Here is a 25,634-nt window from a genome sequence, read left to right as displayed (position 1 = left end):
AGACAACTATTTTTCATTATGCCTATTAAATGTCACATCTTCATCTACTACCGTTTCTTCCACTTTAAATTTATCTCGGTTAATAATGACCTCACGATTGACCTTGTGCTCTTCATTAGATAGGGTGGTGTTTTGAAGTTTTCCCCAATTAAATAACTCGTCACGTGTAAAGTCTTCTTGTGTCACATTCGGAAATTCCATTTTCGCTAAGTCCTGTGATGGATATATTGTCACCGATTGTTTCTTTCCATGTAACGCAATTACAATCATTGCTTTTGCAACTTGTGAGGCTTCAATAGCACGTGAACGCTTTAACGGCCCTATTAACAATGGGTTAGCAAGCTTTAATAGCTTTTCTCCTACCTTTTCACCTAACCGAAATTCCTCGCGCTGTCCTACCAAAAGAGAGGGACGAATAATGGATAGACGCTGTAAACCAAGTTCTATTAAAGCATTCTCCAGCTTTCCCTTCACACGATTATAGTAAAAACGCGATTGCTCATTAGCACCCATAGCAGTGATGACAAGCATATGCGGAATCCCTTGCTTTTTAGCCAAAGAGGCAATGGCTAGTGGATATTCAAAATCGACTTTTTCAAACGCCTCACGTGCGCCTGCCTTTTTTATCGTAGTGCCTAAACAGCAATATAGCTCATGCGCAAACTCAATATCCTTTTCTTCTAATGTATCGAAGTTTCGAATTTTCACCTCTAACTTCGGGTGCTTATATTGTAGCTCTCGTCGTGCTATCACGATTACTGAAACATATTCATCGTTTTCACATAACTGTTCTATTAGTGAACTACCTGTTAATCCAGTAGCCCCTACAACAATTGCCGAACGCATGCCCAATTTTCATTCTCCCCCTTCGAGAAAATTTTATATTCGCTCTAAATGGATGAGCTCTTTGTATGTATTTTCAATATGCGTACTAACATCTTTTTTGCATGTCCTCTCTACTATTCATCGGTATAGCAAACTTAATTTTTAAAGTTTCATCTCATACATTATTTATCTAATGTTAATTTTTACACATACTTGCCCAATTTTCACCATAATTTAAATAGACAGATGAAAGGATGGGATACATTTGCAAAACGAAACACAAACAATTAAACCGAAAAAATCGATTGTTTTCATAATTGAAAGCTGTATTGATAAAGGGCTGTATCCTTTTGAACGGGTTACAACATTAGCTAAGTTGCTTGGACAAGAGGAAGTTTTTATATTCGTAAAGACCCCTTCCAATGATGGGATTCAAATTTTAATGAATCACAGTCTTTCACCAATACTATTCGAGCATTTCGATGAATTACCTAAGCAAATAAAAGCGATACAACCTGATTTAATTGTTAGGGACGGTCGGAACTCTGAAAGCTGGCAAGTGGAAAATTTACGACCATTTTGTAAAACGATTATTCATTTTGATGATTTTGGTGAAGGTGGCCAAGCCTGTGACTGTGTATTACTAGCACTCTATCAGGAAGTTAAAGATTATATGCCATCCCATTATATCGGTGGCAGTTTCGTCTTTGCATTACCAGAAGCTTATCAGCATTCCGAACAATTACCTGATCTTAAAACACCAGAGAACCCGCCCCATATTGTTGTTGCTTTCGAGGATGGGGACGAGCATAACTTAACATATCGTACTCTTCGACACTTAACTCAGCTACAAATTCCACTACAAATTACAGTAATGATTGATGAAAGCTATCGACATGCGACTGACGACTTACAAATGATGGTATTAAGTCGTCGTAATACTGCCATTTTGCGTGATAAAGACGCACTCCTAAAATTATTACCCAAAGCGGATGTCATTATTTGCAATGCTAACTACACACCATATAAGATTGCTTCCTATGGCGTGCCATGTATTACGCTCGCACAAACAGAAAACGAGCTTTTACATGCATTCCCTCGCGAGCATAATGGCTTTATACATCTCGGCCTAGGGCGGAAGATGAAACAATCACAAATACAAAATGCTGTAATGGAGTTTTTATTACATGAGGCGCGCAGTGAACGTGCTGTAAAAAAACAGCGCCAGCTTAATCTTGCCAGCAATAACAATACGCTGGAATCTTTATTACTTGATTTTGCTTATGATCGACATAATATCGCTTCAACTTAGTGATTCTTTTAAGGTGGATATGATACAATATATTAGAATTTTTCACTTTCACTATTCCCCTGCATCTTGCTGAATGTATTCATTACAAAGTAGGCTAGAATTTTTTGAGGAATCTCAACGCATCAGTACCCGATTAATTTTAACAATTGAGCGGTGGGGGATGACAAACCCTCATCGCTTTTACACGCTTTCTTAATAAAAATAAACTAATAAAGGAGCCAACGATCATGCCATCAAAAAGCGATATTGAATATCAAATTAAAGAATTAAAAATGGATTATATGAATTTACAAGGTGATATCGAAAAACTTGAATCTACTGGCCATAACGACCAAGTTGCAAAGGCTGAGCAACGCCTTGCTAACATGGAAGCACAGCTAGCAGAATTAAATAAACAACTAGCAGAGCTATAATAATGTCGTATCGTGCCAACTGTTTAGGTTATAACAGGCGCACTGCGATTCATCTATTTAAACAAGACCTAATCGAATTATTTTGGAGGAACAACATATATGGCAATATTAACAGTTGAAAAATTAGGTCATTCATTCGGTGACCGTACTCTTTTTAAAGATGTTTCTTTCCGTTTAGTAGAGGGCGATCATATCGGCCTTGTCGGCGCAAACGGCGTTGGTAAATCTACTCTTATGGGAATCATTACAGGACAAACAATTCACGATGAGGGGAAAGTTGAATGGCTACCTGGAACTCATTATGGCTATTTAGACCAGCATACTGCGCTTACAGCTGGACGCACTATGCGTGATGCATTACGCGATGCCTTCCTCCCACTATATAAAAAAGAAGAAGAGCTAAATGAAATTACAGGAAAAATGGCTGAGGCTACACCTGAAGAATTAGAAGTTTTACTAGAACAAATGGCTGAAGTTCAGGATGCTCTTGATGCTGGCGATTTCTACTCACTTGATATGAAAATTGAAGAGGTTGCACGTGGTCTAGGTCTTGATGCAATTGGACTTGAGCGTGATGTTGCTGCCCTTTCAGGTGGTCAACGTACGAAAGTTTTACTGGCAAAGCTATTACTAGAGAAGCCAAAAGTATTATTACTTGATGAGCCAACGAACTATCTCGATGAAGAGCATATTACATGGTTGAAAAACTATTTAAAAAATTATCCACATGCATTCTTATTAATTTCCCACGATACGGAATTTATGAATGAGACTGTTGATGTTATTTTCCAATTAGAGTTTTCAAAGCTAACTCGCTATACAGCTACGTACGAAAAGTTTTTAGAGCTTGCTGAAATCAATAAACGTCAGCATATTGATGCATATGAAAAGCAACAAGAATTTATAAAAAAACAAGAAGACTTCATAGCGAAAAATAAAGCACGCTACTCTACAACTGGTCGTGCAAAATCTCGTGCGAAACAGCTTGATCGATTAGAACGTATTGACCGTCCTGAAACAGCAGTGAAACCTGAATTTGGGTTTAAAGAAGCACGTACACCAAGTCGTTACGTCGTGGAAGCAGAGAATTTAGTCATCGGCTACGATAAAGATAAACCACTACTACCACCTCTATCATTTATGATTGAACGCGGTGAAAAGATTGCCTTAGTCGGCATGAATGGTGTTGGTAAATCGACATTACTTAAAACGATGCTTGGAAAAATTAATCCGCTAGGTGGTACGGTAATTCGTGGTGATTATTTAGCTCCTTCTTATTTCGAACAAGAAGTAAAGGCAGATAAAATCACTCCTATCGATGATGTATGGAACGCCTTCCCTTCTATGGAGCAAGCACAAGTTCGCGCAGCATTGGCACGTGCAGGTTTAAAAACAGATCATATTACGCGCCCACTTAATTCTTTATCTGGTGGTGAGCAGGCGAAAGTTCGTTTATGTAAGCTAATGATGGAAGAAGCAAACTGGTTACTATTTGACGAACCGACAAACCACTTAGATGTTGATGCAAAAGAAGAGTTAAAGCGTGCTATGAAAGAATTTAAAGGCACAATTGTACTCGTTAGCCATGAACCTGAATTCTATGAAGGCTTAGTAACAAAAGTATGGGATGTACAAGACTGGTTCACAACTGGGCAACAAAGCTAAAGAATGTTTCCTTCTAAAACGTAAAAATCCACTTCGCTTTCCGCGGGCACACCGTAAGCCGCAACCGTCGCTATCGCGCCGTCTGTTGCGTCTTACATTTTGTGCTGTTCCCGCAGGAGGCTTCGTGGATTTTTACTTAGGATGTCTAATATAACCTTCTGGCTTGGCTATATGGGGCAATTTAGAGTTTACTCATAAGTCTATCTTTTGCATCTGTATTGCACATTTTAAAACGTAAAAATCTACTTCGCTTTCCGCGAGCACACCGTAAGCCGCAACCGTCGCTATCGCGCCGTCTGTTGCGGCTTACATTTTGTGTTGTTCCCGCAGGAGGCTGCGTGGATTTTTACTTAGGATGTCTAATATAACCTTCTGGCTTGGCTATATGGGGCAATTTAGAGTTTACTCATATGTCTCTCTTTTGCATCTGTATTGCACATTTTAAAACGTAAAAATATCTTACTGCCCAAATTCAGAATTGTTTGAGTGACTGGCACGCCCTATTTTTAAAATCTCCCAAACTTACATCATTGTAAGCTTATTTAATGAAACTTTTCGCTCTTCCCAGCGTATATTTAGTATAGATTAAAAATATTATGTTCTCTAAAAAGTTTTTAAATAAACTATTGATTTATATATAGCTTACTAGTAAGATATATGTATAACCTATTTAACTTACTAATAAGCTATTCATATAATATAATCCAACAAAGAAAGCGGGGAATGAAGAATGACAGTTACTATCTACTCACAAGCGAGCTGTTCTTCATCCAGAAAAGCACTAAAATGGTTAAAAGATCACAGCATCGAATATAAAGAAAAACGTATCACATCACATCCTCTTACACTTGCAGAATTTAAAGAAATTTTAAGCATGACTGAAGATGGTACAGATGAAATTATTGCAACAAACTCAAATGACTTTAAAAATTTAAATATTGATATTGATCAGCTTTCTATTCAAGAGCTGTACGCAATTATTCAAGCACATCCTAGAATGTTGCGTAGTCCTATCCTTATAGATGAAAAACGTATTCAAGTTGGGTACAATGAGATGGACATCCGTCGTTTTATTCCACGTAAAGTACGTGCTTACGAATTAAATGCGATGACTAGATTGGCACAAGAAAGTTAAAACAGTTTTGGAGATGACCTTATATGGATCAAGAAAAACAAAAAGCCATTACCTCATTGTTTGAAGTTGTCTTTTCTATCGAGCGTAAATGGGCAAACGAGTGGAACAATCATAATGCACTCGGCTTTTCAAAATCCCATATTTTAATTTTAGACTACTTATCGCAGGAGGGACCAAAGCGCCCTTCTGCAATAGCAGAGCGCTTAAAGGTAACAACTGGTGGCGTCACGGTATTAACGACCAAGCTAATTAATGCTGGTTTTATTGAAAAAACGCAGCATGCTACTGATCGTAGAGCCTCACAATTAGTTATTACTACTGAGGGTGAAGAAATACTTGAAGAATCCCGTCAACAGGTTAGCGAAATTATTAACAATATGTTTGGTATGCTCTCAGCAGAAGAGGTGCAAACGTTGCGTGATATTTTCGCTAAATGCTTACTATCTGTTGATACACATCGGCAAGATTAAATTTCATCTTTGTGTAGAAACACGAAAAAGGACGCATCGCAAATTTTCTTTGCAGTGCATCCTTTTTTGGATTGGCCGAACGAATACTTCCGTCTAAGTAGTTATAGTTGTGCGACCAATATTTTGATTACGCTGGCAGCACAGCCTCGACGATTGACACATCAGCCATTAGCATTTCTTTTAAACGCGCTTTCGCACGGAATAAACGAGATTTCACTGTACCGATAGATACTTTCATAATAGTAGAAATTTCAGCAAGTGAATATTGGTCTATGTAGAAATACCATAATGTTTTACGATAAATTGTATCTAATTGACCCATTTTGTCCTGTACTAGCTTCGTCACAATCTCTTTTTCAATTTTTTCTTCTGTAGAAATATCATTATTGGGAACCAAATCTAAAATCGGTACGTCTAATGTTTCAGGTTGGTTCATCATATACTTACTGCGTCGTACTTTTTTTCGATAGCGATCTCTAAATGTATTCATTGTAATTGTTGTTAGCCAAGCTTTAATATGTTCAACTTCGGCAACGCTATCTTCATAGCGAACAACCTTTACCCAAACTTCTTGCATTAGATCCTCTGCTTCTACATTGTTGCGAGTAAGTTTCAAACATAAATGGTATATATAACGGTTAAATTCCTCATATACGCCTTCTAATTTTTCATTCATTGTGTATTCCTCCGCTTCTTGTTCTTGCTTCTATACACATTCTCGCAAAATAATGTATTACACTCTATCGTATTGGCTTTCAATTTCATTACAATCGTGTAAGCTTAAATGCTTTCACTTGTAATATTCGTAAAAAATGTTTTACTACTATATTTCTTTTTCGTTAAAACACCACTTCTAGACAATACTCCCCTATTCTCATCACTATATTTTCAATAATAATTATTATCAGAAAATTGATCGAGCATTAATAGGTATGCAAATAACAAAAAATGCACTCCTATCGTAGAAGCGCATTTTTTTAACTTAACAGCCCTAAACGAAAAGATGAAGCAACGACCTGTGTTCGATTCTTTGCTTTGAGCTTTGTCATGAGACTACTTACATAATCCCTGACCGTATGTTCACTTAAAAATAATAAACTGGCTATTTTTTTATTATCATACCCTTCAGCAAGCAAGCCGAGTATCATCGACTCCCTTTCCGTTAAATGAAGTTCTGTGTTTTTCTCTACCTTCTCACTCTTACGTGATAAAAATAAGCCTAAACGCTTTCCTACTTCCTCAAGGAGCGTTAATTCTTCCTTTGTACAATCGAATTCCTCGCCTAGCTGATCAAATGTTAGCCAGCCGAATAACTGATCCCCTCCAACAATCGGAATAAAAATAATTGAGGATAAACCAAATAATTGGATATGCTCTTCCTTGACGTAATTTTTTGGGCTTTTTAAATAAATTGGTTTTCTTGAACTAAGTATAGTATTTTCTCCCGTTAGCTCCCCTTTCATGCTTTGCACTTTAGAAAGCTCTGCACCAATAACACCATAAAATTGATTGGACCATGGGACATATGCGTAAAATACACATCTCTTGTAGCTAAAATATTCTTCACATTTTTTTAAAATATAGGCTAAATCCTGATAGCCTGAGGAACTAATAAGCAATTGATCGAGCTTATCTAATAACTGTAAATGTCTTAATCCCTCATTTTCAATAGGCATCTTACTACTTTCGCTTTCTCCCTCACAGTCATTGTAAAGTTGTACTAGAGACATAAATAATGATAATACATACATTAAGACGGCATTCGTTCGACTACTCTTTTGTTGAATCATAAACGTAATCAATGATTTTTCAAATATTAATTGGAATAAATTAAAGCTCTTCCTATCAATAATGGATAATTGTGATTGTAGCCATGTATTTAAAAAATACTTATCATCTCCATTTAATTCATCAATGTTTGTATGTGTTAGTAAGCGTAAAAATGAATCTAATAGCAAAGCTACTCTATTTCGTTCTGTTTCGCCTATAGCAGGTTCTAGATTGAGATAAATATTCATATTCTCTTTAATTTGTTTATGATGAACTTTTATAAATAACACAAACTCTTGAAGCGTTACTTCTTCAATTGGCTGAAATGGATGCGTCATAGGAAATTCTTCTCCTTCACACTAAAATACCCCTATAAATGGAGGATATTCACTCACTATATTATACAGCATCTTATAGGATAGTATTTCAAATTGACAATAGTAAAATAAAGGTATCGCTAAACAATGCGAATACTTTTGGATCCTAAAGTAATTATATAAATAGAAATAATGAAAGGGGCATGGATGAAATGAGACTTAGAAATGCAGTAGCCATTATTACAGGTGGAGGTACAGGAATCGGGAAAGAAACTGCACTATTATTTGCCAAAGAAGGCGCCAAAATAGTCATTACTGATATAAACGAACAATCTGGTAACGACACAGTACGTGATATTCAAGCGATTGGCGGTGAAGCATTATTTGTACGCCACGATGTTAGCAATGAAGAAGACTGGAAAAAGGTTGCAGATGAAACAATCAAAACATTTAACAAAGTGGATATTCTTTTCAATAATGCAGGTATCTATATCATTAAACCACTAGCAGAAATCGAACTATCCGATTGGAATCGCTTAATGTCCATCAATGTGACAGGTGTCTTCCTAGGCATGAAACATATTATGCCACTTATGGCTAAACAAAATAAAGGCTCTGTTATTAATGCTTCTTCTATTGCTGGCTTAACAGGCGCTGCTGGACATGTATTATACGGCGCTAGTAAAGGAGCCGTTCGCATTATGACAAAAGATGCGGCAATGGAGTATGCTCCATATGGCGTACGTGTAAACTCTATCCATCCAGGCTATATTGATACAGGAATGGCAGACTATGCGTCAGCAACAACTGGAAGCTCTAAAGATGAATTGGGAAAAAGCCTTTTCCCATTAGGACGTTTAGGCTCTGTTAAAGAAGTAGCACAAACAGTATTATTTTTAGCGTCTGAAGAGTCTTCCTTCTCAACAGGTGCAGAATTTGTCATTGATGGCGGAGCAACAGCAAAATAAAAATAAAGGTGGTCATTTACATGAAACTACAAGATAAAGTAGCAATCGTAACAGGTGGTGCTAGCGGTATTGGTGAAGCAAGCGTTCGTCTTTTTGCACAAGAAGGAGCAAAAGTAGTCATTGCTGACTTCTCTGAGCGTGGACAAAGCATTTCAGATGAATTAAATAATAGTGGTTTTGATACACTCTTCGTGAAAACAGATGTAACTATCGAAGAAGATATTAAAAACATGATACATGAAACAGTGAAAAAATACGGAAAACTTGATGTTCTGTATGCTAATGCGGGTGTAGCTGACGATGCGCCAGCACATGAGTTATCTTACGAAAAATGGAAAAGAACAATTGATATCAATTTATCTGGTGTATTCCTTTCAGATAAATATGCGATTGAGCAGTTCCTTGCTCAACGTACAGGTGGCGTTATCGTTAACGCTGGTTCCATTCATAGTTTTGTTGCCTTACCAAATCCAACAGCCTACTCATCTGCAAAAGGTGGCGTAAAATTATTAACGCAAAACCTATGTACTGCTTATGCTAAACAAGGTATTCGTGTAAATGCGGTATGTCCTGGCTACATCGACACACCTCTATTGTCAGAAGTAGATGCTCAAACGAAAGAATACTTAGCATCCCTTCATCCACAAGGTCGTCTTGGTAAACCAGAAGAAATTGCTAAAGCCGTTCTATTTTTAGCAAGTGATGACGCAAGCTTTGTCAACGGTACTACCCTTCTTGTCGATGGCGGCTATACAGCCCACTAAATATGATAAAAAATCTGATTTCGATAAAACATCGATTTCAGATTTTTTTTGAATCACAGACTTAAATTAACTGTGTTATCGAGCTATCCTCTTATACGAAACATTACAACCTAGTGAGCATAAGCATTTATTAAAACAGAAGAACCCATTGCTATAGCAAGATTCCCCAACCACATTATGCTATACTATTTCTATTATCGAAATATTGAAAGAGGGATGCTAATATGACGCAATTACAGACGTTAGATGCTTACTTTACAGAACATCGCGAGGCACACTTAAATGAGCTAAATGAATTTTTACGTATTCCAAGTATTAGTTCGTTATCAGAACACAAGGGAGATATTCAGCAAGCTGCTGAATGGCTAGCTGATGCTTTCAAGAAACTAAATCTAGAAAACATCTCTATTACGCAAACTGCTGGACACCCTGTTGTTTATGCTGATTGGTTACATGCAGAAGGTAAACCAACGATTCTGTTTTACGGACACTACGATGTACAACCTGTAGATCCATTGCATTTATGGGAAACAGAACCGTTCAATCCTACAATTCGTGATAACAAGTTATTTGCACGTGGCGCAAGTGATGATAAAGGCCAAGTGTTTATGCACTTAAAAATGATTGAAGCGCTATTTGCGACAACAGGTACTTTGCCAGTGAACGTCAAATTCATCTATGAAGGTGAAGAAGAAATCGGAAGTCCCCACCTTCCAGCCTTTGTTGAGGAGCATAAAGAAAAATTAGCTGCAGATTTAATTTTGATTTCAGATACAGGCCTTTATGGACCTGGTAAACCTGCAGTATGCTATGGCTTACGCGGTCTTACAGGTGTACAAATTGATGTCCGCGGTGCAAAAGGCGATTTACATTCAGGCTTATACGGTGGTGGCGTGCAAAATGCCATCCATGCTTTAGCAGAAATTTTAGCATCTTTCCGCGACGAACATGGCACAATTCAAGTAGAAGGTTTCTATGACAACGTATTACCATTAACAGAAGAAGAACGTGAAGCTTACCGTGCGCTAGGTTTTGACGAAGATTCTGTAAAAGAAGAAGTTGGCGTATCAGAATTATTCGGTGAAGCTGGCTATTCTTATTTAGAACAAACTTGGGCTCGTCCAACACTAGAAGTAAACGGTGTGTTCGGTGGATTCTCAGGTGAAGGCATTAAAACTGTACTTCCCGCTGAAGCTGGTGCAAAAATCACATGCCGACTAGTACCAAATCAAGATCCAGAAGAAATTGTTGCTTTATTAAAGGCACATATCGAAAAACATAAGCCTACTGGTGTAGACGTAACGATTTCAGAATTCGATAAAGGACGTCCATTCTTAACACCGTTTGATCACCCATTTATTCAAGCAGCTGGACGTTCATATGAAAAAGTTTATAATGTCCCAACAGCTTACACACGTGGCGGTGGTTCAATTCCTATCGTTGCTGCATTTGATGAAATTTTAGATTTACCTGTTGTTTTAATGGGCTTCGGTTTATCGAGTGAAAACTTCCATGCACCAAACGAACACTTCCATTTAGAGAACTTCGATAAAGGCCTACGCGTTTTAGGCGACTACTTATATGAGGTTGCTGCGTTACAAAAATAAACAAGGCTATAGCTATTACAAAAGAGAAAAAGTGTTAGATTGAATGCAATCAATCTAACACTTTTTTACTGCGACCGTTGTTGTTCGCTACGGCGGTTGCTTTCCGTGGGCACACCGTAAGCCACAACCCTCGCTAACGCGCGGCTTGTTGTGTCTTACGCTGCGTGCGTTCCCGCAGGAGTCGCCGCCTACGCTACCAACAACTAGTGCCCTCCTCTAAATTCCTGTAAGATTATGCAATTATGCACCAACCACTTTCGTTTTTCCACGAAGCACGACGGTTTTTCTTATAATTACTCACAATGCATTATGATTCAATAAAACCCCCTCACCAGTTGGTGAACTGCATCCCTATTGTTAGACACATCTAACAATTGGAGTGCAGTTCATAGCAGGGGGTTTTTTCAATCATCTATTCACCGAAATTCGTTACAAATTGTGCTGATTTTTTACGTTCTTTCCCTTTTGGCACTTCATCAAAATATCCGACTTGCAGCATTGCAATGACACGTTCCCCTGGCTGTACTTTCAATGCCTCGCGGAACTTCGGATTGTCTAAGAAGCCTGGTGTTTTCCAGCAAGAGCCAATACCTTTCTCCCAAGCTAACAACTGGATATTTTGAATGAAAATACTCGCTGCTGCATAATCTTCTAAACGCTCTTTTTGGCGGGCATCCTCTGGCACAATAACAAAGGCAAATCCACCTGGTAGTGTAAATTTCGTCATTTGCTTGACTAAATCTTCACTCGAAAGATCCTGCCATTTTGGAATAGCTAAATCACGTAATAAATGTTGCACTGCAACTAAATCTTCATCGCAAGCTATAACTAAACGCCAAGGCTCACGATTCCCGTGGTTCGGTGCCCATATAGCATCATCGATAATGCTCATTAACTCCTCACGATTTACCGGCTTCCCATTAAATTTCTTTATAGAACGGCGATTTATAATTGCTTCTCTTACTGATAAAATTTGTTCGCTCATTTTCTATTATCTCCTTCAATTAAAATTAGAATATAGATTCTTCGTCAGTACTATCTCCAACATTATCATAAAATGATAAGCTTTAAAACCGCCAACTCTCTAAGCAAAACTATCATCTATATGGTAAAAGTAATAGGTCATATTTGGGGTATACGCCGTAGAATCCTGATAAAAATAAGGTCTGTTAATACTATCGGAAGTATGTGCATTCACATATGGAATTCCATTTTGTATACTCGTGACAATAACAGAATGATCGATTCTTCCATCTCCTTGAAAATCGTAAAAGATAATGTCCCCCAGTTCTAATTCCTCTGCTGATTGTACACGTGTAGCCTTCAAGCCAGTTGTAGAGCCCTCTAAATACCATCTTAGAGAATGTGAGACAGACCAGCTAAAGCTCCAGTTTCCTTGCTGAATCCACCAACCCTTTTCTCTATTTGGCGCTCCTCGCATCGGAGCCCCTCCAGCAAGTAAGCATTGTGAAATATAATTCGTACAATCAACATCAAAGTTCGGAAATGCTGGATTGCGTCTGTTCCACCACAAATTTGCATATTGAACAGCTGCCTGTCTGTTATACATTTTAGCCACGTTTCCCCTCCTTATGTCCATCATATGACTACATCGTTCGTTCTATTAATTAGGTCCTTCCTCGTATTCTTAATGAAAACAGTCATATCAGGCGCTATCTTTTCCAATTTCAAGATAGTTTTTGCTACAATAAGATTAAACAAATGGGCATTTTTTTATTTTACGAACAGAAGGGATGTTGAATGTGAAGCAGCATGCTGAGAAAGAAATCTTACAGCCTACTCTTTTATGCGATAAAAAAGGGAATTTAAATCCAGCTGCTATTGGATTTGCACGAAAACCTCTCATAAATAGCAATTTAAGTGGTCATATCATGCGTAAAAAGAAATGGAATTATTGGTGTGTCTATGGCGATGAGATTTTATTCTCCGCAACGATTAGTCATCTCGATTACGCAGCGGTCTGCTTCGTGTATTTCCTTGAATATGAAACACAGCGCTATTTTGAAAAAACAATAACAGTTCCGCTTGGTGGCAAGCTTAAAATGCCGACACACGTACTTGAATCCGTATCTTTCAGTAATAGTGAAATGTCGATTGATATGACCTATATTCAAAACGAAACGCATTTATCCGTTTCAATCCCTACATTTGATGGCGATGCCTTACGTGCGAATTTAATCATTCAACATCCACCTGCAGATGAATCGTTGAATGTAGTCATTCCATGGAACCGTAGAACATTCCAATTTACAGGAAAGCATCATATACTCCCTACGTCAGGAGAAGTGACGATCGGTAATCGTCACTTTACATTTACTCCCGAGGAAAGTTTTGCTGTACTTGATTACGGGCGAGGTGTTTGGCCTCGAGAAGCCACTTGGAATTGGGGAATGGCGTCTCAACGAGTTCGTGGCAGACGTATTGGACTCAACTTAGGTGGTAAATGGACGGATGGTACTGGAATGACTGAAAATGCGGTTTTTGTTGATGGGAAAATGACAAAAATACACGAGGACTTACTGTTCGATTATGATCGTGAAGATTATATGCAACGCTGGAAAGTGAAAACGAAATTTACAAATCAAGTCTCTCTAACGTTCTCCCCATTTTTTGAACGAGTTGCGGCAACAAATGCAAAACTTGTCAAATCAGAAGTTCACCAGATGTTTGGCTATTATGATGGCACTGTTCTACTAGACAATGGTGAGACACTCGTTATTAAACAAATGCTTGGTTGTATCGAGGAACATCAAGCAAAATGGTAAATGGCTAAATGCACTTATTAACTTCATATGTATTGCAAAAAAATTCGCTCTCATACGTATTGCGAATTTTTTTGCTTATTAGCCTCTTACTTTGTTAATTCGGCTAGTATTGCTTCAGGGTCATCCGTAAAAACAGCTTGTATGCCAAGCTGCTTTAGTTGCTTTGCATACTCGGGATCATTAACTGTGTAAACTCGTATCATCGCCTGTTGTTCAAGTGCTACACCTATCGATTTCCTGAATGCGGTTGGTAAACTAACATGGATAGCATCGGCAGGGATACTTGCCGTATATGTTGTAAAATCAACTAAAACTTCAGCAAATAAAGCAGCTGTTTCGATGTAGGGTGCCATTTGAGATACAGTTTGCAATGATTCATGATTAAAAGAAGAAATTATTACTCGCTCCGTTATTTGGTGCTTCGCTATTTCTTTTAATACAAGTGCCTCAATTCCCTCATAAGGAAAGATATCGGTTTTTAGCTCAATATTAATACGGTGATGGGTAGCTACGAAAATCTCTAACACTTCATCTAATGTTGGAATACTTTCACCCGTATATTCGTCTGCAAACCACGAGCCATAATCATATGAACGAAGCTGTTGGAGCGTCAGGTCCTTCACATAGCCTGAACCGTTTGATGTACGATCAATCGTTTCATCATGGATGACTACTACCTCCCCATCAGCAGTTACATGAACGTCCAACTCAATGCCCGCAATCGGTAGCTTGGAGGCCGCATAAAAAGCAGCTTTTGTATTTTCAGGATAGTGTGCAGATACACCTCTATGTGCAAATAGATCCAAACGCAAAACCTCCTTCTAATCTTTATTTAATAGTATAACAATAAATGAATGATGACATTTAACTTGATAGGTAAAATTTTGTATAGTAGTATGAGAATCTACTTAAATTTGTAAGTACTTAGGAGGTGCTAAAAATGACTACACAACACCCAGATTTTCAGGCTGAGCTAGAGAGGTTAGCGTACACTCAAAATTATATGCAACAAATCTTAAACGAATCGCAGCGTGATCTTCAATCTGCGCAAGAAAACATTCGTAAGTCTATGGCAGATCTTGATTATTTAGATTCCAGTTTAAGTTATTTGAATATTTTAACCAACGCTCGCTTCTTTGAAATGGCTCGAAATCAAAAGGAAGGTTTAGAAGCCGTTCAAAAAAAGCCTTATTTTGCTCGAATTCATTTTCAAAAGACAGGTGATCCAGAGGAATTTTTGTATATCGGAAAAACATCGTTGTTTCACCGCGATACACATGAACCGATTATTGTAGACTGGCGTTCCCCTGTAGCAAATGTCTACTATGATGGGCGTCTTGGTGATATGGAATATGACGTTCGTGGAGAAATTCATAAAGGCCATTTGTTTGCCAAGCGACAATACAAAATCGAAGATGGACAATTACTCGATATTCGAGATATTGACTTAACGACAAATGATGAATTACTCCAAGAGGCATTAGCAGGTAAAGCAGATGTACGCTTAACAGAAATAGTCTCTACTATTCAGAAAGAACAAAATGATATTATTCGCGCGCATCTTCGTCAGCCCATTATCGTGCAAGGTGCTGCTGGTAGTGGAAAAACAACTATTGCTTTACACCGTATTTCGTACTTCTTATACACGATGGGCGAACATTTTAATCCTGAACAACTGATGATTTTAGCACCAAATAAGCTATTTATTGATTATATCGGAGATGTCCTACCAGAGCTTGGCGTTGATAAAATATGCCAAACAACGTTTTCAGATTATGTACTTGCAGCAACTAAACTAAAATTAAAGCTGCGTAATCCGAACGAACAGCTAGAATCCCTCGTAATAGGTGGCGCTAATCAGCCTACTGCTTGGATTTCTGAAGTAAAAGGTTCCCTCTATTATCGCGATATGATTGAACGATATTTACAAAAAATCGAACTGCAAATTGCTGAACAATTCGAAGATGTATTTATTGAAAAATATCGTATTATGCGCGCCGCTCATTTAAAAAAGTTATTTTTATATGAATTTTCTTATATGCCAATTGAAAAACGACTTGCACATATTAAAAAGGTGCTAGCCAGTCATGTTCGGCAAAAGAAACAAGCTGTTTTAAATATGCTACATGCTAAGTACGATGAAGCACTCGGCAAGGCACTTAATGGCATTCGTGATGCAGAGAAGCGTAAACACATTGTTACTAAATTTATAGATGAACGTGATGAACGAATGCCTGCAATTGAAAAAGAAGCAAAATCGACCGTCTCTGTTTATATGCGACGCTTTGCAAAATATAATGTAAAAACGCTCTATCGTACGCTTTTAACAAATGCCGAGCTATTAGCCGAAGTCGCACCAGAATGGCATTATTTAGAGCAACAGCAGTTTTTACAAGCACATGCTAAAGAGCAATGGATGCTCGAAGATTTAGCTGCTCTCTATTATTTACAAGCCCGCCTAAAAGGTATTGCAGATGAGTGGAAAATGCGCGTAGTCTTTATTGATGAAGTACAGGACTACAGTCTATTCCAGCTAGCCGCTCTAAAAGCTGGGCTAGAAACGGATATGTTTACAATGGTAGGTGATTTAGCACAAGGAATTCACAGCTATCGCTCACTAACTGCTTGGGAACCTGTGCAAAATTTATTCCCACGCGCCAGCTTCAGAACACTTCAAAAAAGCTACCGTACAACCATTGAAATTATGGAGGTCGCTAACCAAATTTTAATGCAAATGGATGAGCAGTTACCATTAGTGGAACCTGTTGTCCGTCACGGGGATGCGCCAACTTTTATACAGGCAGCTGCCTTTAATACCGAGCAAATTAAAGAGGTTTTTGATCGCATTAGAGCAAACGGGCATCAATCGATTGCTTTAATATGTAAAACTACAGCTGAAGCCCAATTAATGCAACAGGCTTTAACAGCTGACACATTTCCTTGTCAACTTCTCACTGAGGATGAGTCTATTAATCAGCAAGTATTACTTGTAGTTCCAAGCCATTTAGCAAAAGGACTAGAATTTGATGCAGTTATTGTGGCTGCCTTTGATACCCCTTTCTTTGATACTAAAATTGATAGAAAGCTCCTTTATGTTGCATTAACTCGTGCAATGCATGAGCTTTATTTAATCGGTCCCTCCAAAAAGACTTTTTTATTAGAACATTGACAACCACTATCATAAAAATAAAAATAGCACAGTAGGATTTATCCCCTAACATGCTATTTTAACATTGGATAGCCTTGCTCAATCATTTTAGATAAATAAAGATGTAAAATTATTTATGTCGCGGTGGTAGTCTGTAAAACTTCCCTTTTGATAAGTAAGCTTTAACAACTTTCCACCATGAGCGAGGTGCTTCCCTCGTAGGAGACTTTTTTTTCGGCAATGCTGGCATACGCATAAGAACGACTCCTTTCTTCAGGCTTATTAATACTATATGGACATAGTACACATTTATGATAAAAAAGAAGATTTTAACAGTTTTTAAAAATAAAAAAGTGAGTAGTGACGCTTGTCGCTCACTCCTCACCATTAATTTAATTTTTTACATAATAGTCTAGTTGCTGCGCTTTCATAAATCCTGCTTTCTCATAAATCGAAATAGCTTTTCTATTTTCAATTTCTACATCAAGCATGACAAATTTAGCGCTCTGTTTACTTGCATAGTCTTTCGAAAAGGACAATAGAGCTGTACCGATACCTTGTCTTTGATATTGTGGATGAACTGCAAGCGCTGTCACCCATTGAATTTCATTTTCCTTCACTGTAGCTACCGTACCTACAACTTGCCCGTCTTTATGTGCTATCCATAATTTTCGACCATTCGTTGACGTATTAAAGGCAATTAGCTCCTCAGATTCTGATGGCAAATCACCAAACGCCTCACTATAAATAGCAATCAATTCAGTCTGTTCCCCTGCAAATGGGGCAATATGAATATCATTTCGTAGTTCAACTGACTCCGCTTTCGTTTCCAGCGTCGCTTCTGAAAAACTATATGAATAACCACACTGTTCGATAAATCTATGTCCAAAAGGAGATCCATCAATAACTACTGCTAATTGACCTTCTGCACCTCGATCTTGTAGTCCAGCTTGTAATACATTCACTAATGCTGTCCCAACTCCCTTTTGACGATAAGCTGGTGTCACGACTAAAGACCATTCATAAGTATGTAGCCCTATTAAATCAATTGCACTTGCAGCGCCAACTAATTCATCATTGTCATCTTCATATGCAAGCACCATAAAACCTTTCGAGTCGAAAGAGCCTGCTAATGGAATATTCATAATTGTTTCATATACACGATAATCATTTAAGGTTGCTTCTTCGCATAATATTTTTAATTCATTCAGTGTTTCCCTATCTAGTGGGAATGACACTGTAATTACTGAAATGTTCATTGTTTACTCCGTTCTTAAACCAGACTATTGCCCTATTGTAGCAAGAAAGAAAATAAACTGGCAACAAATTATAATATCCGTTTCTAATAATCAGCAATTTTACTTCCAATACAGAAAAAATAGTTAGATTTATACTACTATTGTTGATAAAAGTAAATGAAATTTACTAGAGACCATTAGTTAGAAATCATTATACGGCATGTCTATATTTTAACAAGTAATAAGTAAATTACAATAAATATTATACCATAATTTCTAATAAATTACATTATTTAAAAGATGGAACAATTACATTTGAATCATAAGATTTTTCAATACATTTTCTACTATTATGAGTAGAACGCATCAAATTGCCACATTGTACTTATAATTCAACTGTGTTTTCCTTGAAAAGGATAAAAGGCATCAAGAATAAACTTTCTTGATGCCTTTATATTCCACAGCTTAGTCTTCTAAATGATGTGTCGAAGAGTTTAGCATTTGGGCATAAATGCCCCCAGACTCAATTAACTCATGCTGTAAACCAGCTTCAACGAGCTCACCCTTTTGCATTACTAAAATAACATCCGCATTGTGTACAGTGTTCAATCGATGTGCAATGACAAAGCTTGTTCGTCCTTGCATTAGCCTATCGAGCGCCTCTTGGATTGCTAATTCTGTTACTGTATCAATGCTGCTTGTTGCTTCATCAAGCAATAAAATTTTCGGATTTGCAATGAGGGCACGCGCAATTGAAAGTAATTGTTTTTGTCCTTGGGAAATCTCAACCCCATCTGCTGTAAGAACAGTGTTATAACCATCCTTTAGTTTCATAATAAAATCATGGGCATTGGCAAGCTGCGCTGCTTCAATTATTTCATCATCACTAGCATCTAAACGTCCATAACGGATGTTCTCCATTACTGTTGTTTCGAACAAAAATGGATCCTGTAACACAAAGGCCATTTGTGAACGAAGTGCCTTGCGGTCAATTTGCTGTACATTTACACCATCAAATAGCACATTGCCCTTTGTCACCTCATAAAACCTAGCAATTAGCTGTAAAATAGTTGTTTTCCCAGCACCAGTTGCACCTACCAATGCAACAGTTTGCCCTGGCTCTATCGTAAAATTAATATCCTTTAATGTGTAAGACTCCTGTGCAGTATCATACTTGAAAAACACATGTTGAAATGTTACTTGCCCTAATAATGTATGATTTTTCGCAGCAGGCATTTCCTTTTCAGGCTCTTCATCCAGTAGAGCAAATACGCGTTCAGCCCCTGCTACGGCTGATAATACGGTATTAAATTGATTTGCCAAATCATTTAATGGTCGTGTAAATTGGCGAGCATATTCTGTAAAAATAACAATTACCCCAATTGATACATGACCATATAGCGCCAGTACCCCACCAATACCCGCAACAATTGTAAAGCTCATATTATTTAAAAAGTTCATGACCTTTGGTATATACCCCGAGTAAGTTTGTGCCCAAAAGCCTGTATTTTTTAAACGTAAACTTTTATCACGAAATTCCGCTTTAACTCGTTCTTCCTGTGAAAAAGCTTTTACAATTCGTTGTCCTGATATTGTTTCTTCAATCATGCCGTTTAGCGCTCCAATAGCTGCTTGCTGTTCCTTAAATAACGGAGCCGTTCGACGGGTAATCCAGCGCATTGCCCAAAACATAATTGGAATAATTGTCATCGTTAAGATTGTTAACAACGGACTCAAGCTCAGCATAATGATAATCGTGCCACCAAGTGTTAAAACACTTGAAAATACTTGTATAAAAGAGCTATTCAAAGTCGAGCTCACTGCTTCAATATCATTTGTCATCCGACTCATTAATTCGCCATGTTGCCGTCTATCAAAATATGAGATCGGCAGCTTTTGAAAATGGGCAAAAACACTTGTGCGCAGTCGATAAATCGTTTGTTGGGCAATCCCAATCATCCAAAAGTTTTGCAAAAATAAAGCGACTGCTAAAAGTAAATAAACGCCAATAAGCAACAGCACTTTACTGCCTAACCCGTTAAGCTCACCATGCATAACATATATATCAATGATTTTGCCTATTAAATATGGTCCTAGAAGTGCCAAAATTGAGCTGGCCATTACGAGTAACAGTACAACGATTAAAAGCATCCGTTGTTCATCAACAATCTTCCATAAACGCCACAGTGTACTTTTCCAATCTGCTGCACGTGGTCCTTTCTTTTTCTTTACGACCTGCTTTACATCATCCTTCGATAAAATCGGCTCATAGCCAAAAGGTTTTTGGAAAAACCCCATTATTCCACCTCCTGTTGGGAGATTGCGATTTTTTTATACAGATCAGAAGTTTGCAGAAGCTCTTCATGTGACCCATAACCGACCACTTCACCTGCATCAATTAACAAAATCTGATCTGCACCTTTAGCTGTCCGAATTTTTTGTGTAACAACGAGCATTGTAGCTCTTTCCTCACTAAGTGCATCCCACAGTGCCTGCTCTGTTTTAACATCAAGTGCACTAGTACTATCATCCAGCATCAATATATGTCCTTTTCTTAACAGTGCTCTAGCGATGGATAATCGTTGTTTTTGACCGCCTGATAAATTCACACCCTTTTGCCCTACTCGGGTATCATAACCACTTGGGAAATCTTCCACAGATGCATGGATTTGTGCCTGCATCGCTGCATTTAGCACTTCGTCCATTGCGGCCTCTGTATCGCCCCACCGAACATTGTCAGCAATGCTTCCTGTAAATAATAACGACTGCTGTGGAACGTAACCTATAATGTCACGTAGCTCTTGCAGGTCCCATTGCTGCACATCTTTTCCTTCGACAAAGATCTGTCCTTCCGTCACATCATAAAAGCGAGGAATAAGCTGTAGTAATGTCGATTTACCAGCCCCCGTAGCTCCCATGATGGCTAATTTTTCACCAGATTTCACTTGAAAAGTGACATTGGACAGTACAGCAGTTTCTGTACCTGGGTAGTGGAAGCTAACATTTTTAAATGCTAATTCGCCTAATTTCAGGGCGCTAGATGCACCTTCTTTAGAGGAAGAAGTAATTTCTACTTCATTGTCAACAGCAAGCACCTCTGTCATACGTTCTGCTGATGCTTTTGCACGTGCATAAAAAATTATAATAAAAGCGAACATTGAAAATGAACCTGTAATACGCATTGCATAATTGACGATAGCTACAATATCGCCAAGAGGTGTCGTACCTGCAGCAACTTGCTTTGTGCCGAACCAAAGTACTGCCAATAAACTCATGTTCATGACAAACAATAATACAGGCATAATATACTCCATCGTACGCAGAGCCTTGACAGTATCAATTTTTAATCTTGAAGCAACCTGCTCAAAGCGCGAAGCCTCATACGCCCCACGTAAATAGGCCTTCACTAGACGCATCGCTTGCAAATTTTCTTGAAGTACACGATTTAAACGGTCTACACGCTTTTGGACTCGTCCAAAATATGCCACACCTTTTGCTACCATAAAAATAAGGAATACTAAAATGATTGGTGCACCAATCACTAAAAACAGTGCTAGCTTTGCATTGACAACAAAAGCCATGATAATGCTCCCAATAACAGCTAGTGGTGCGCGGAGCATAATTCGAAGGCTCATAAACAGCACTGTTTGAACTTGCGTTACATCATTTGTTAGACGGGTAATAAGCGAAGCTGTAGAAAACTTTTGATATGTAGCCAATGTAAAGGATTGAATTTTGTCAAACAAAGCATTGCGCAAATCAAAGGCAAAGCTTTGCGCAGTATGCGATGAAAAATAAGAATTGACTACGCCTGATATAAAGGCAATAAAAGATAAAACTAGTAATATGACTCCCCATTGAATAATCATGTCATTGTTTTGACCACGAACACCATCATCAATAATTTTGGCCATAATAAGTGGCTGAACAAGCTCTACAAATAATTCAATTAACATCAAACATAATGCAAAAATCGCAGTCCACTTATAGGGCTTTACATAAGAAAAAATTACTTTCACATTCTCTCCCCCCTTATTTGAGAAGAACTATCATTTACATTTAATGTAGTTATAATAACCTATACAAATAATAATTTTATGCTTTTTCACCAGCAATAGATAGCCACGTTACACATACAAGCATAACGAAAACTCCCACTAATTGCCACAACCCTAACGATGTGCCAAACACAATTACTGAAATCACCATCGCCGTTAACGGTTCAATACTTGATAAGATACTCGTCTCTACAGCTGTAATATACTTCATGCTACTTAAAAATAGAATAAATGCTAAAGTACCTGTAAATATTAATGCCATCATTAGTCCTGTAATTTTTAAATCTGTAAAGACAATCCATTGATTGGATTGCCATACACGACTTATTATACCTAGTGTTATACCACCAATGAACATTCCCCATCCTACAACAAGTAACACATTCCATTCCTTCATAAGACGTGCTGGATATAGGGTGTAAAATGCAAATGTTAATCCAACCGCTACTCCCCATAATAAGGCTTTATTACTAACTAATAAAGAATCAAATGAAGCATTCGTTAGTAGCAGGAACAATCCTATTAATGTGCCAATAATACCTAACACTTGATATTTAGGGGGCCATTTCTTTAAACTAAGAGAGACATAAGCAACAACAAATATCGGGGCTAAAAATTGCAGTAACGTAGCTAATACAGCATTACTTTCATTTATAGCTCCGACAAAGGCATATTGTACTCCGAGCATCCCTACGATACCAAAGATGATGAGCTGCCTACTCCAAAGCTTTTGTTGCCAAATACAAAAAATATCTTTACCTGTTAACAACAAATATGTAAGTAAGAAAATACCTGCTACAGACAATCGAATTGTCAGCATAAAAGAAACTGTCAATGCTGTATGATTAAGTAACCATTCCATTAATGGTCCAGTTGCCCCCCATAGCATCGCTCCAGAGATAATAAAAAGTATACCTTTTAATCGTTCCATCCAATTCCCGCTTCCTATATACGTACTAAAAATTGTTATTTTTCTTCAAAACTTTTCTTTTATCTCACTAGAAAAGTCCTATCTTTTCCGATTATCAAATATTTACAAATATATTCATAATGACTAATTCCCGATAATTCTCTATAATATTAGTATATATTGATTACCCAAGGAGATCGAATAATCATGAGTCTTAAGCACAAATCATTTACGATAGATGAGCATTATATAAATTCACTTCCTTTTCCTGCAATTGTCATAACACAAAATGGACAAGCAACTATTTCGGGAAAACACGCTGAAGAATTATTTGGTTTTTCAGTCAATGACATTACAGGACATACTACTCCATCCATACATGAAAATCTACTAAGAAATCTTTCAAAAGAGACGTTTCAATCGATTTTACAAAATGAAGAAAGTACATATATAGATCAGGTTCAGGTTTACACCCAATCCAATGAAGAAATCACTACGGCCATGCTGGCTAAGCCATACTTTGAACAAGGTGAACATCTTATTCTTATTATGTTTATGTTACCAGAGTTAATGATTAATTCGGTTTCAAACAGCAGTACTTATGTAGACTTAAAGCAAGGTTTAGACTCTACATTTATGACCGTAACACTTGATCGTGACGGATTTATTTTAGAATGTAATGCTGAGTTTTTAAAAATTAGTCAATGGACACCAAAGCGCGTTATCGGTAAAACGTTCTGGCAATTATTCCCCGAAAATGAAGCAAGCGAAAAAATCACAAATACGATTTGGCGTAATTTAAACAATGGCAATACATGGCAAGGTGAAATTGAAAAAGTTACGAAAACAGGTCAGTCATATTGGGTACTTCTTACAGCTATCCCAACGTTTAATTTAGAGGTAAATGAGCAACAATTTATTTTAATTGAAAAGGATATTACAAAGTCTAAGACGATTCAGCATCAGCTTGAGAAAATTGCGTATATAGATACAGAAACAGGCTTAATGAATGCTCATCGACTGGAAAAAGTAATTTCTAAAATGATCGAGGAAGAAAAACACTTCTCCTTCGTCTATTTAAGTATCGATAAATTTTACACATTAAAAGAACTACATGATCAACAAATAAATCAAAGTCTTATTATTGAATTTACAAATCGTATTAAAATGTACTTCCAGGACAGTACAATGGCACGTATAAATGAAAATGATTTCGTTGTCATTACACCTTTAAGTGAATGGTTTATTCAAGGATTCTTGTCCTATTTACAACAGCATCCGATTTATAGCAGCAATATTGCCGTTCCTATTTCCATTAGTGGAGGAATTACACGCTTCCCTGAGGACCAGACGACCTTCTCTCAACTGATGAAAGCGTCTATTGCAACAATTACATCGGTGCGCGAAGCTGGTGGCGACAAAATTGTGTCACTTTCAAAAGCAACACATAAAGCTTTAAATCGTAAAGCCTTAATTGAAAAACGTCTACTACAAGCACTAGATCAGAAAAACTTAAAAGTACTTTATCAACCACAAGTTGATGTATACACGGGTAAAATTACCGCTGTAGAGGCTTTAGTTCGTTGGGAAGATGAAGTCATTGGCGTAGTTTCACCAGATGAGCTTATTCCAATTGCTGAAGAAACAGGGCTTATTAACAATATTGGTTCGTTTATGCTTGAGAAGGCTTGCGAACAAGCGCTTATTTGGAAAAAGGCTGGTCTAAATTTAAAAGTGGCAATTAACTCTTCTGTCCGCGAATTCCGTGATAAAAACATGGCCAAGTCAATTCTTGAAATGCTGGCAAAAACGAATTGTCCAGCAAACCTTATTCAAATTGAAATTACAGAGAAATTTGCATTAGAAGCTGAAGCAGCGACCTTTATTACACAACAAATGCGCAAGCTTGAAAATGAAGGCATCGCTTTTGTCTTAGATGATTTCGGTACAGGTTATGGTTCATTCCGCTATATGCAAATTTTACCGATTGATACATTAAAAATTGATAAAGCATTTACTAGTTCGTTATTAAAATCCGAAAAATCACAAAAGCTTATGCATGGTATGATACAGTTGGGCAAATCCATGGAGCTAAAAGTGGTAGCTGAGGGTGTTGAAACAGCTGAGCAAGCTGATTTGTTAATTACTTACGGTTGCGATACGATTCAAGGCTTTTATATTAGCAAACCTGTTACACCCGAAGAAATTGAAGCATTACTTGTAAAATAAGAGATACGATAAAGAGCTG

General features: G+C 37.6%; 21 protein-coding genes. 11 read left to right on the top strand and 10 right to left on the bottom strand.

Annotation, left to right across the window (positions count from 1 at the left end):
* Window positions 1-6 precede the first annotated feature (6 nt).
* Window positions 7-846, bottom strand: coding sequence for an oxidoreductase (locus ACIQ1H_RS14675; RefSeq protein ID WP_402890033.1), 840 nt, complete (start codon window positions 844-846; stop codon window positions 7-9).
* A 244-nt stretch (window positions 847-1,090) separates the two neighbouring features.
* On the opposite strand from ACIQ1H_RS14675, the gene ACIQ1H_RS14670 reads away from it, so the two are divergent.
* The 5 genes from ACIQ1H_RS14670 to ACIQ1H_RS14650 all read left to right on the top strand — a co-directional run bounded on the left by ACIQ1H_RS14670 (window position 1,091) and on the right by ACIQ1H_RS14650 (window position 5,820).
* Entirely contained in the window at window positions 1,091-2,137 is a 1,047-nt protein-coding gene (locus tag ACIQ1H_RS14670) for a PseG/SpsG family protein (RefSeq protein WP_402889720.1), read from the top strand.
* A 227-nt stretch (window positions 2,138-2,364) separates the two neighbouring features.
* Window positions 2,365-2,550, top strand: coding sequence for an SE1832 family protein (locus ACIQ1H_RS14665; protein ID WP_173478723.1), 186 nt, complete (start codon window positions 2,365-2,367; stop codon window positions 2,548-2,550).
* 99 nt (window positions 2,551-2,649) lie between these two features.
* Window positions 2,650-4,215 (top strand): ABC-F family ATP-binding cassette domain-containing protein, encoded by a 1,566-nt coding sequence (locus tag ACIQ1H_RS14660; RefSeq protein ID WP_402889719.1) that lies wholly within the window; start codon window positions 2,650-2,652, stop codon window positions 4,213-4,215.
* Window positions 4,216-4,945: 730 nt separating this feature from the next.
* The gene (gene spx / locus ACIQ1H_RS14655; protein WP_402889718.1) at window positions 4,946-5,350 is read left to right on the top strand and encodes a transcriptional regulator Spx; all 405 of its coding nucleotides are present in this window, start codon (window positions 4,946-4,948) and stop codon (window positions 5,348-5,350) included.
* A gap of 23 nt (window positions 5,351-5,373) precedes the next feature.
* Entirely contained in the window at window positions 5,374-5,820 is a 447-nt protein-coding gene (locus tag ACIQ1H_RS14650) for a MarR family winged helix-turn-helix transcriptional regulator (protein WP_402889716.1), read from the top strand.
* Window positions 5,821-5,947: 127 nt separating this feature from the next.
* Here the strand turns inward: ACIQ1H_RS14650 and ACIQ1H_RS14645 are convergent, their stop codons facing one another.
* On the bottom strand, window positions 5,948-6,496 hold the full coding sequence (locus ACIQ1H_RS14645; protein ID WP_139859863.1) for an RNA polymerase sigma factor: 549 nt from the start codon (window positions 6,494-6,496) through the stop codon (window positions 5,948-5,950).
* 301 nt (window positions 6,497-6,797) lie between these two features.
* Complete coding sequence (locus ACIQ1H_RS14640; protein ID WP_402889714.1) at window positions 6,798-7,928, bottom strand: LuxR C-terminal-related transcriptional regulator; 1,131 nt, start codon at window positions 7,926-7,928, stop codon at window positions 6,798-6,800.
* Between the two features lie 191 nt (window positions 7,929-8,119).
* Between ACIQ1H_RS14640 and ACIQ1H_RS14635 the strand changes: the two genes are divergently transcribed.
* The 3 genes from ACIQ1H_RS14635 to ACIQ1H_RS14625 all read left to right on the top strand — a co-directional run bounded on the left by ACIQ1H_RS14635 (window position 8,120) and on the right by ACIQ1H_RS14625 (window position 11,246).
* Window positions 8,120-8,875, top strand: a complete 756-nt coding sequence (locus tag ACIQ1H_RS14635; protein ID WP_402889713.1) for an SDR family NAD(P)-dependent oxidoreductase — start codon at window positions 8,120-8,122, stop codon at window positions 8,873-8,875.
* Between the two features lie 20 nt (window positions 8,876-8,895).
* The gene (locus tag ACIQ1H_RS14630) at window positions 8,896-9,639 is read left to right on the top strand and encodes an SDR family NAD(P)-dependent oxidoreductase (RefSeq protein ID WP_402889711.1); all 744 of its coding nucleotides are present in this window, start codon (window positions 8,896-8,898) and stop codon (window positions 9,637-9,639) included.
* Between the two features lie 224 nt (window positions 9,640-9,863).
* On the top strand, window positions 9,864-11,246 hold the full coding sequence (locus ACIQ1H_RS14625) for a dipeptidase (protein WP_402889710.1): 1,383 nt from the start codon (window positions 9,864-9,866) through the stop codon (window positions 11,244-11,246).
* Between the two features lie 412 nt (window positions 11,247-11,658).
* On the opposite strand, the gene ACIQ1H_RS14620 is transcribed toward ACIQ1H_RS14625, so the two are convergent.
* Complete coding sequence (locus ACIQ1H_RS14620) at window positions 11,659-12,231, bottom strand: nitroreductase family protein (protein ID WP_402889708.1); 573 nt, start codon at window positions 12,229-12,231, stop codon at window positions 11,659-11,661.
* Window positions 12,232-12,330: 99 nt separating this feature from the next.
* Window positions 12,331-12,825 (bottom strand): amidase domain-containing protein, encoded by a 495-nt coding sequence (locus tag ACIQ1H_RS14615; RefSeq protein WP_173478729.1) that lies wholly within the window; start codon window positions 12,823-12,825, stop codon window positions 12,331-12,333.
* Between the two features lie 184 nt (window positions 12,826-13,009).
* Between ACIQ1H_RS14615 and ACIQ1H_RS14610 the strand changes: the two genes are divergently transcribed.
* Entirely contained in the window at window positions 13,010-14,032 is a 1,023-nt protein-coding gene (locus ACIQ1H_RS14610) for a DUF2804 domain-containing protein (RefSeq protein ID WP_402889706.1), read from the top strand.
* Window positions 14,033-14,118: 86 nt separating this feature from the next.
* Here the strand turns inward: ACIQ1H_RS14610 and ACIQ1H_RS14605 are convergent, their stop codons facing one another.
* Window positions 14,119-14,838, bottom strand: coding sequence for a glycerophosphodiester phosphodiesterase (locus ACIQ1H_RS14605; protein WP_402889705.1), 720 nt, complete (start codon window positions 14,836-14,838; stop codon window positions 14,119-14,121).
* A gap of 134 nt (window positions 14,839-14,972) precedes the next feature.
* Between ACIQ1H_RS14605 and helD the strand changes: the two genes are divergently transcribed.
* Window positions 14,973-17,201, top strand: a complete 2,229-nt coding sequence (helD, locus tag ACIQ1H_RS14600) for an RNA polymerase recycling motor HelD (RefSeq protein ID WP_402889703.1) — start codon at window positions 14,973-14,975, stop codon at window positions 17,199-17,201.
* A gap of 371 nt (window positions 17,202-17,572) precedes the next feature.
* On the opposite strand, the gene ACIQ1H_RS14595 is transcribed toward helD, so the two are convergent.
* From ACIQ1H_RS14595 to ACIQ1H_RS14580, 4 genes are all read right to left on the bottom strand, one after another.
* Window positions 17,573-18,439 carry a GNAT family N-acetyltransferase gene (locus tag ACIQ1H_RS14595; protein ID WP_402889701.1) on the bottom strand — a complete coding sequence of 289 codons (867 nt, stop codon included), beginning with the start codon at window positions 18,437-18,439 and terminating at the stop codon, window positions 17,573-17,575.
* A gap of 444 nt (window positions 18,440-18,883) precedes the next feature.
* Entirely contained in the window at window positions 18,884-20,716 is a 1,833-nt protein-coding gene (locus tag ACIQ1H_RS14590) for an ABC transporter ATP-binding protein (RefSeq protein WP_402889699.1), read from the bottom strand.
* Window positions 20,716-22,437: an ABC transporter ATP-binding protein gene (locus tag ACIQ1H_RS14585; protein ID WP_402889697.1), complete on the bottom strand. Its 1,722-nt coding sequence runs from the start codon at window positions 22,435-22,437 to the stop codon at window positions 20,716-20,718. Before ACIQ1H_RS14585 ends, ACIQ1H_RS14590 begins: the two co-directional genes overlap by 1 nt.
* Window positions 22,438-22,513: 76 nt before the next feature.
* Window positions 22,514-23,407: a DMT family transporter gene (locus ACIQ1H_RS14580; RefSeq protein WP_173478735.1), complete on the bottom strand. Its 894-nt coding sequence runs from the start codon at window positions 23,405-23,407 to the stop codon at window positions 22,514-22,516.
* A gap of 186 nt (window positions 23,408-23,593) precedes the next feature.
* Between ACIQ1H_RS14580 and ACIQ1H_RS14575 the strand changes: the two genes are divergently transcribed.
* Window positions 23,594-25,615 carry a bifunctional diguanylate cyclase/phosphodiesterase gene (locus ACIQ1H_RS14575; RefSeq protein WP_173478736.1) on the top strand — a complete coding sequence of 674 codons (2,022 nt, stop codon included), beginning with the start codon at window positions 23,594-23,596 and terminating at the stop codon, window positions 25,613-25,615.
* Window positions 25,616-25,634 lie beyond the last annotated feature (19 nt).

The organism is Lysinibacillus sp. NPDC097279 (assembly GCF_044761745.1).
Taxonomy (GTDB): Bacteria; Bacillota; Bacilli; order Bacillales_A; family Planococcaceae; genus Lysinibacillus.
The sequence above is the reverse complement of the archived record's forward strand: the minus strand, read 5'-3'. Positions and strand labels throughout refer to the sequence as shown.

Excerpts from the sequence above, each read along its gene's own strand:
- ACIQ1H_RS14575 (WP_173478736.1), top strand. The coding sequence starts at position 23,594 with ATGAGTCTTAAGCACAAATCATTTACGATAGATGAGCATTATATAAAT.
- ACIQ1H_RS14580 (WP_173478735.1), bottom strand. The coding sequence starts at position 23,407 with ATGGAACGATTAAAAGGTATACTTTTTATTATCTCTGGAGCGATGCTA.
- ACIQ1H_RS14635 (WP_402889713.1), top strand. The coding sequence starts at position 8,120 with ATGAGACTTAGAAATGCAGTAGCCATTATTACAGGTGGAGGTACAGGA.
- ACIQ1H_RS14640 (WP_402889714.1), bottom strand. The coding sequence starts at position 7,928 with ATGACGCATCCATTTCAGCCAATTGAAGAAGTAACGCTTCAAGAGTTT.
- ACIQ1H_RS14660 (WP_402889719.1), top strand. The coding sequence starts at position 2,650 with ATGGCAATATTAACAGTTGAAAAATTAGGTCATTCATTCGGTGACCGT.
- ACIQ1H_RS14620 (WP_402889708.1), bottom strand. The coding sequence starts at position 12,231 with ATGAGCGAACAAATTTTATCAGTAAGAGAAGCAATTATAAATCGCCGT.
- ACIQ1H_RS14595 (WP_402889701.1), bottom strand. The coding sequence starts at position 18,439 with ATGAACATTTCAGTAATTACAGTGTCATTCCCACTAGATAGGGAAACA.
- ACIQ1H_RS14650 (WP_402889716.1), top strand. The coding sequence starts at position 5,374 with ATGGATCAAGAAAAACAAAAAGCCATTACCTCATTGTTTGAAGTTGTC.
- ACIQ1H_RS14645 (WP_139859863.1), bottom strand. The coding sequence starts at position 6,496 with ATGAATGAAAAATTAGAAGGCGTATATGAGGAATTTAACCGTTATATA.
- ACIQ1H_RS14675 (WP_402890033.1), bottom strand. The coding sequence starts at position 846 with ATGCGTTCGGCAATTGTTGTAGGGGCTACTGGATTAACAGGTAGTTCA.
- ACIQ1H_RS14665 (WP_173478723.1), top strand. The coding sequence starts at position 2,365 with ATGCCATCAAAAAGCGATATTGAATATCAAATTAAAGAATTAAAAATG.
- ACIQ1H_RS14625 (WP_402889710.1), top strand. The coding sequence starts at position 9,864 with ATGACGCAATTACAGACGTTAGATGCTTACTTTACAGAACATCGCGAG.
- spx (WP_402889718.1), top strand. The coding sequence starts at position 4,946 with ATGACAGTTACTATCTACTCACAAGCGAGCTGTTCTTCATCCAGAAAA.
- ACIQ1H_RS14590 (WP_402889699.1), bottom strand. The coding sequence starts at position 20,716 with ATGGGGTTTTTCCAAAAACCTTTTGGCTATGAGCCGATTTTATCGAAG.
- helD (WP_402889703.1), top strand. The coding sequence starts at position 14,973 with ATGACTACACAACACCCAGATTTTCAGGCTGAGCTAGAGAGGTTAGCG.
- ACIQ1H_RS14630 (WP_402889711.1), top strand. The coding sequence starts at position 8,896 with ATGAAACTACAAGATAAAGTAGCAATCGTAACAGGTGGTGCTAGCGGT.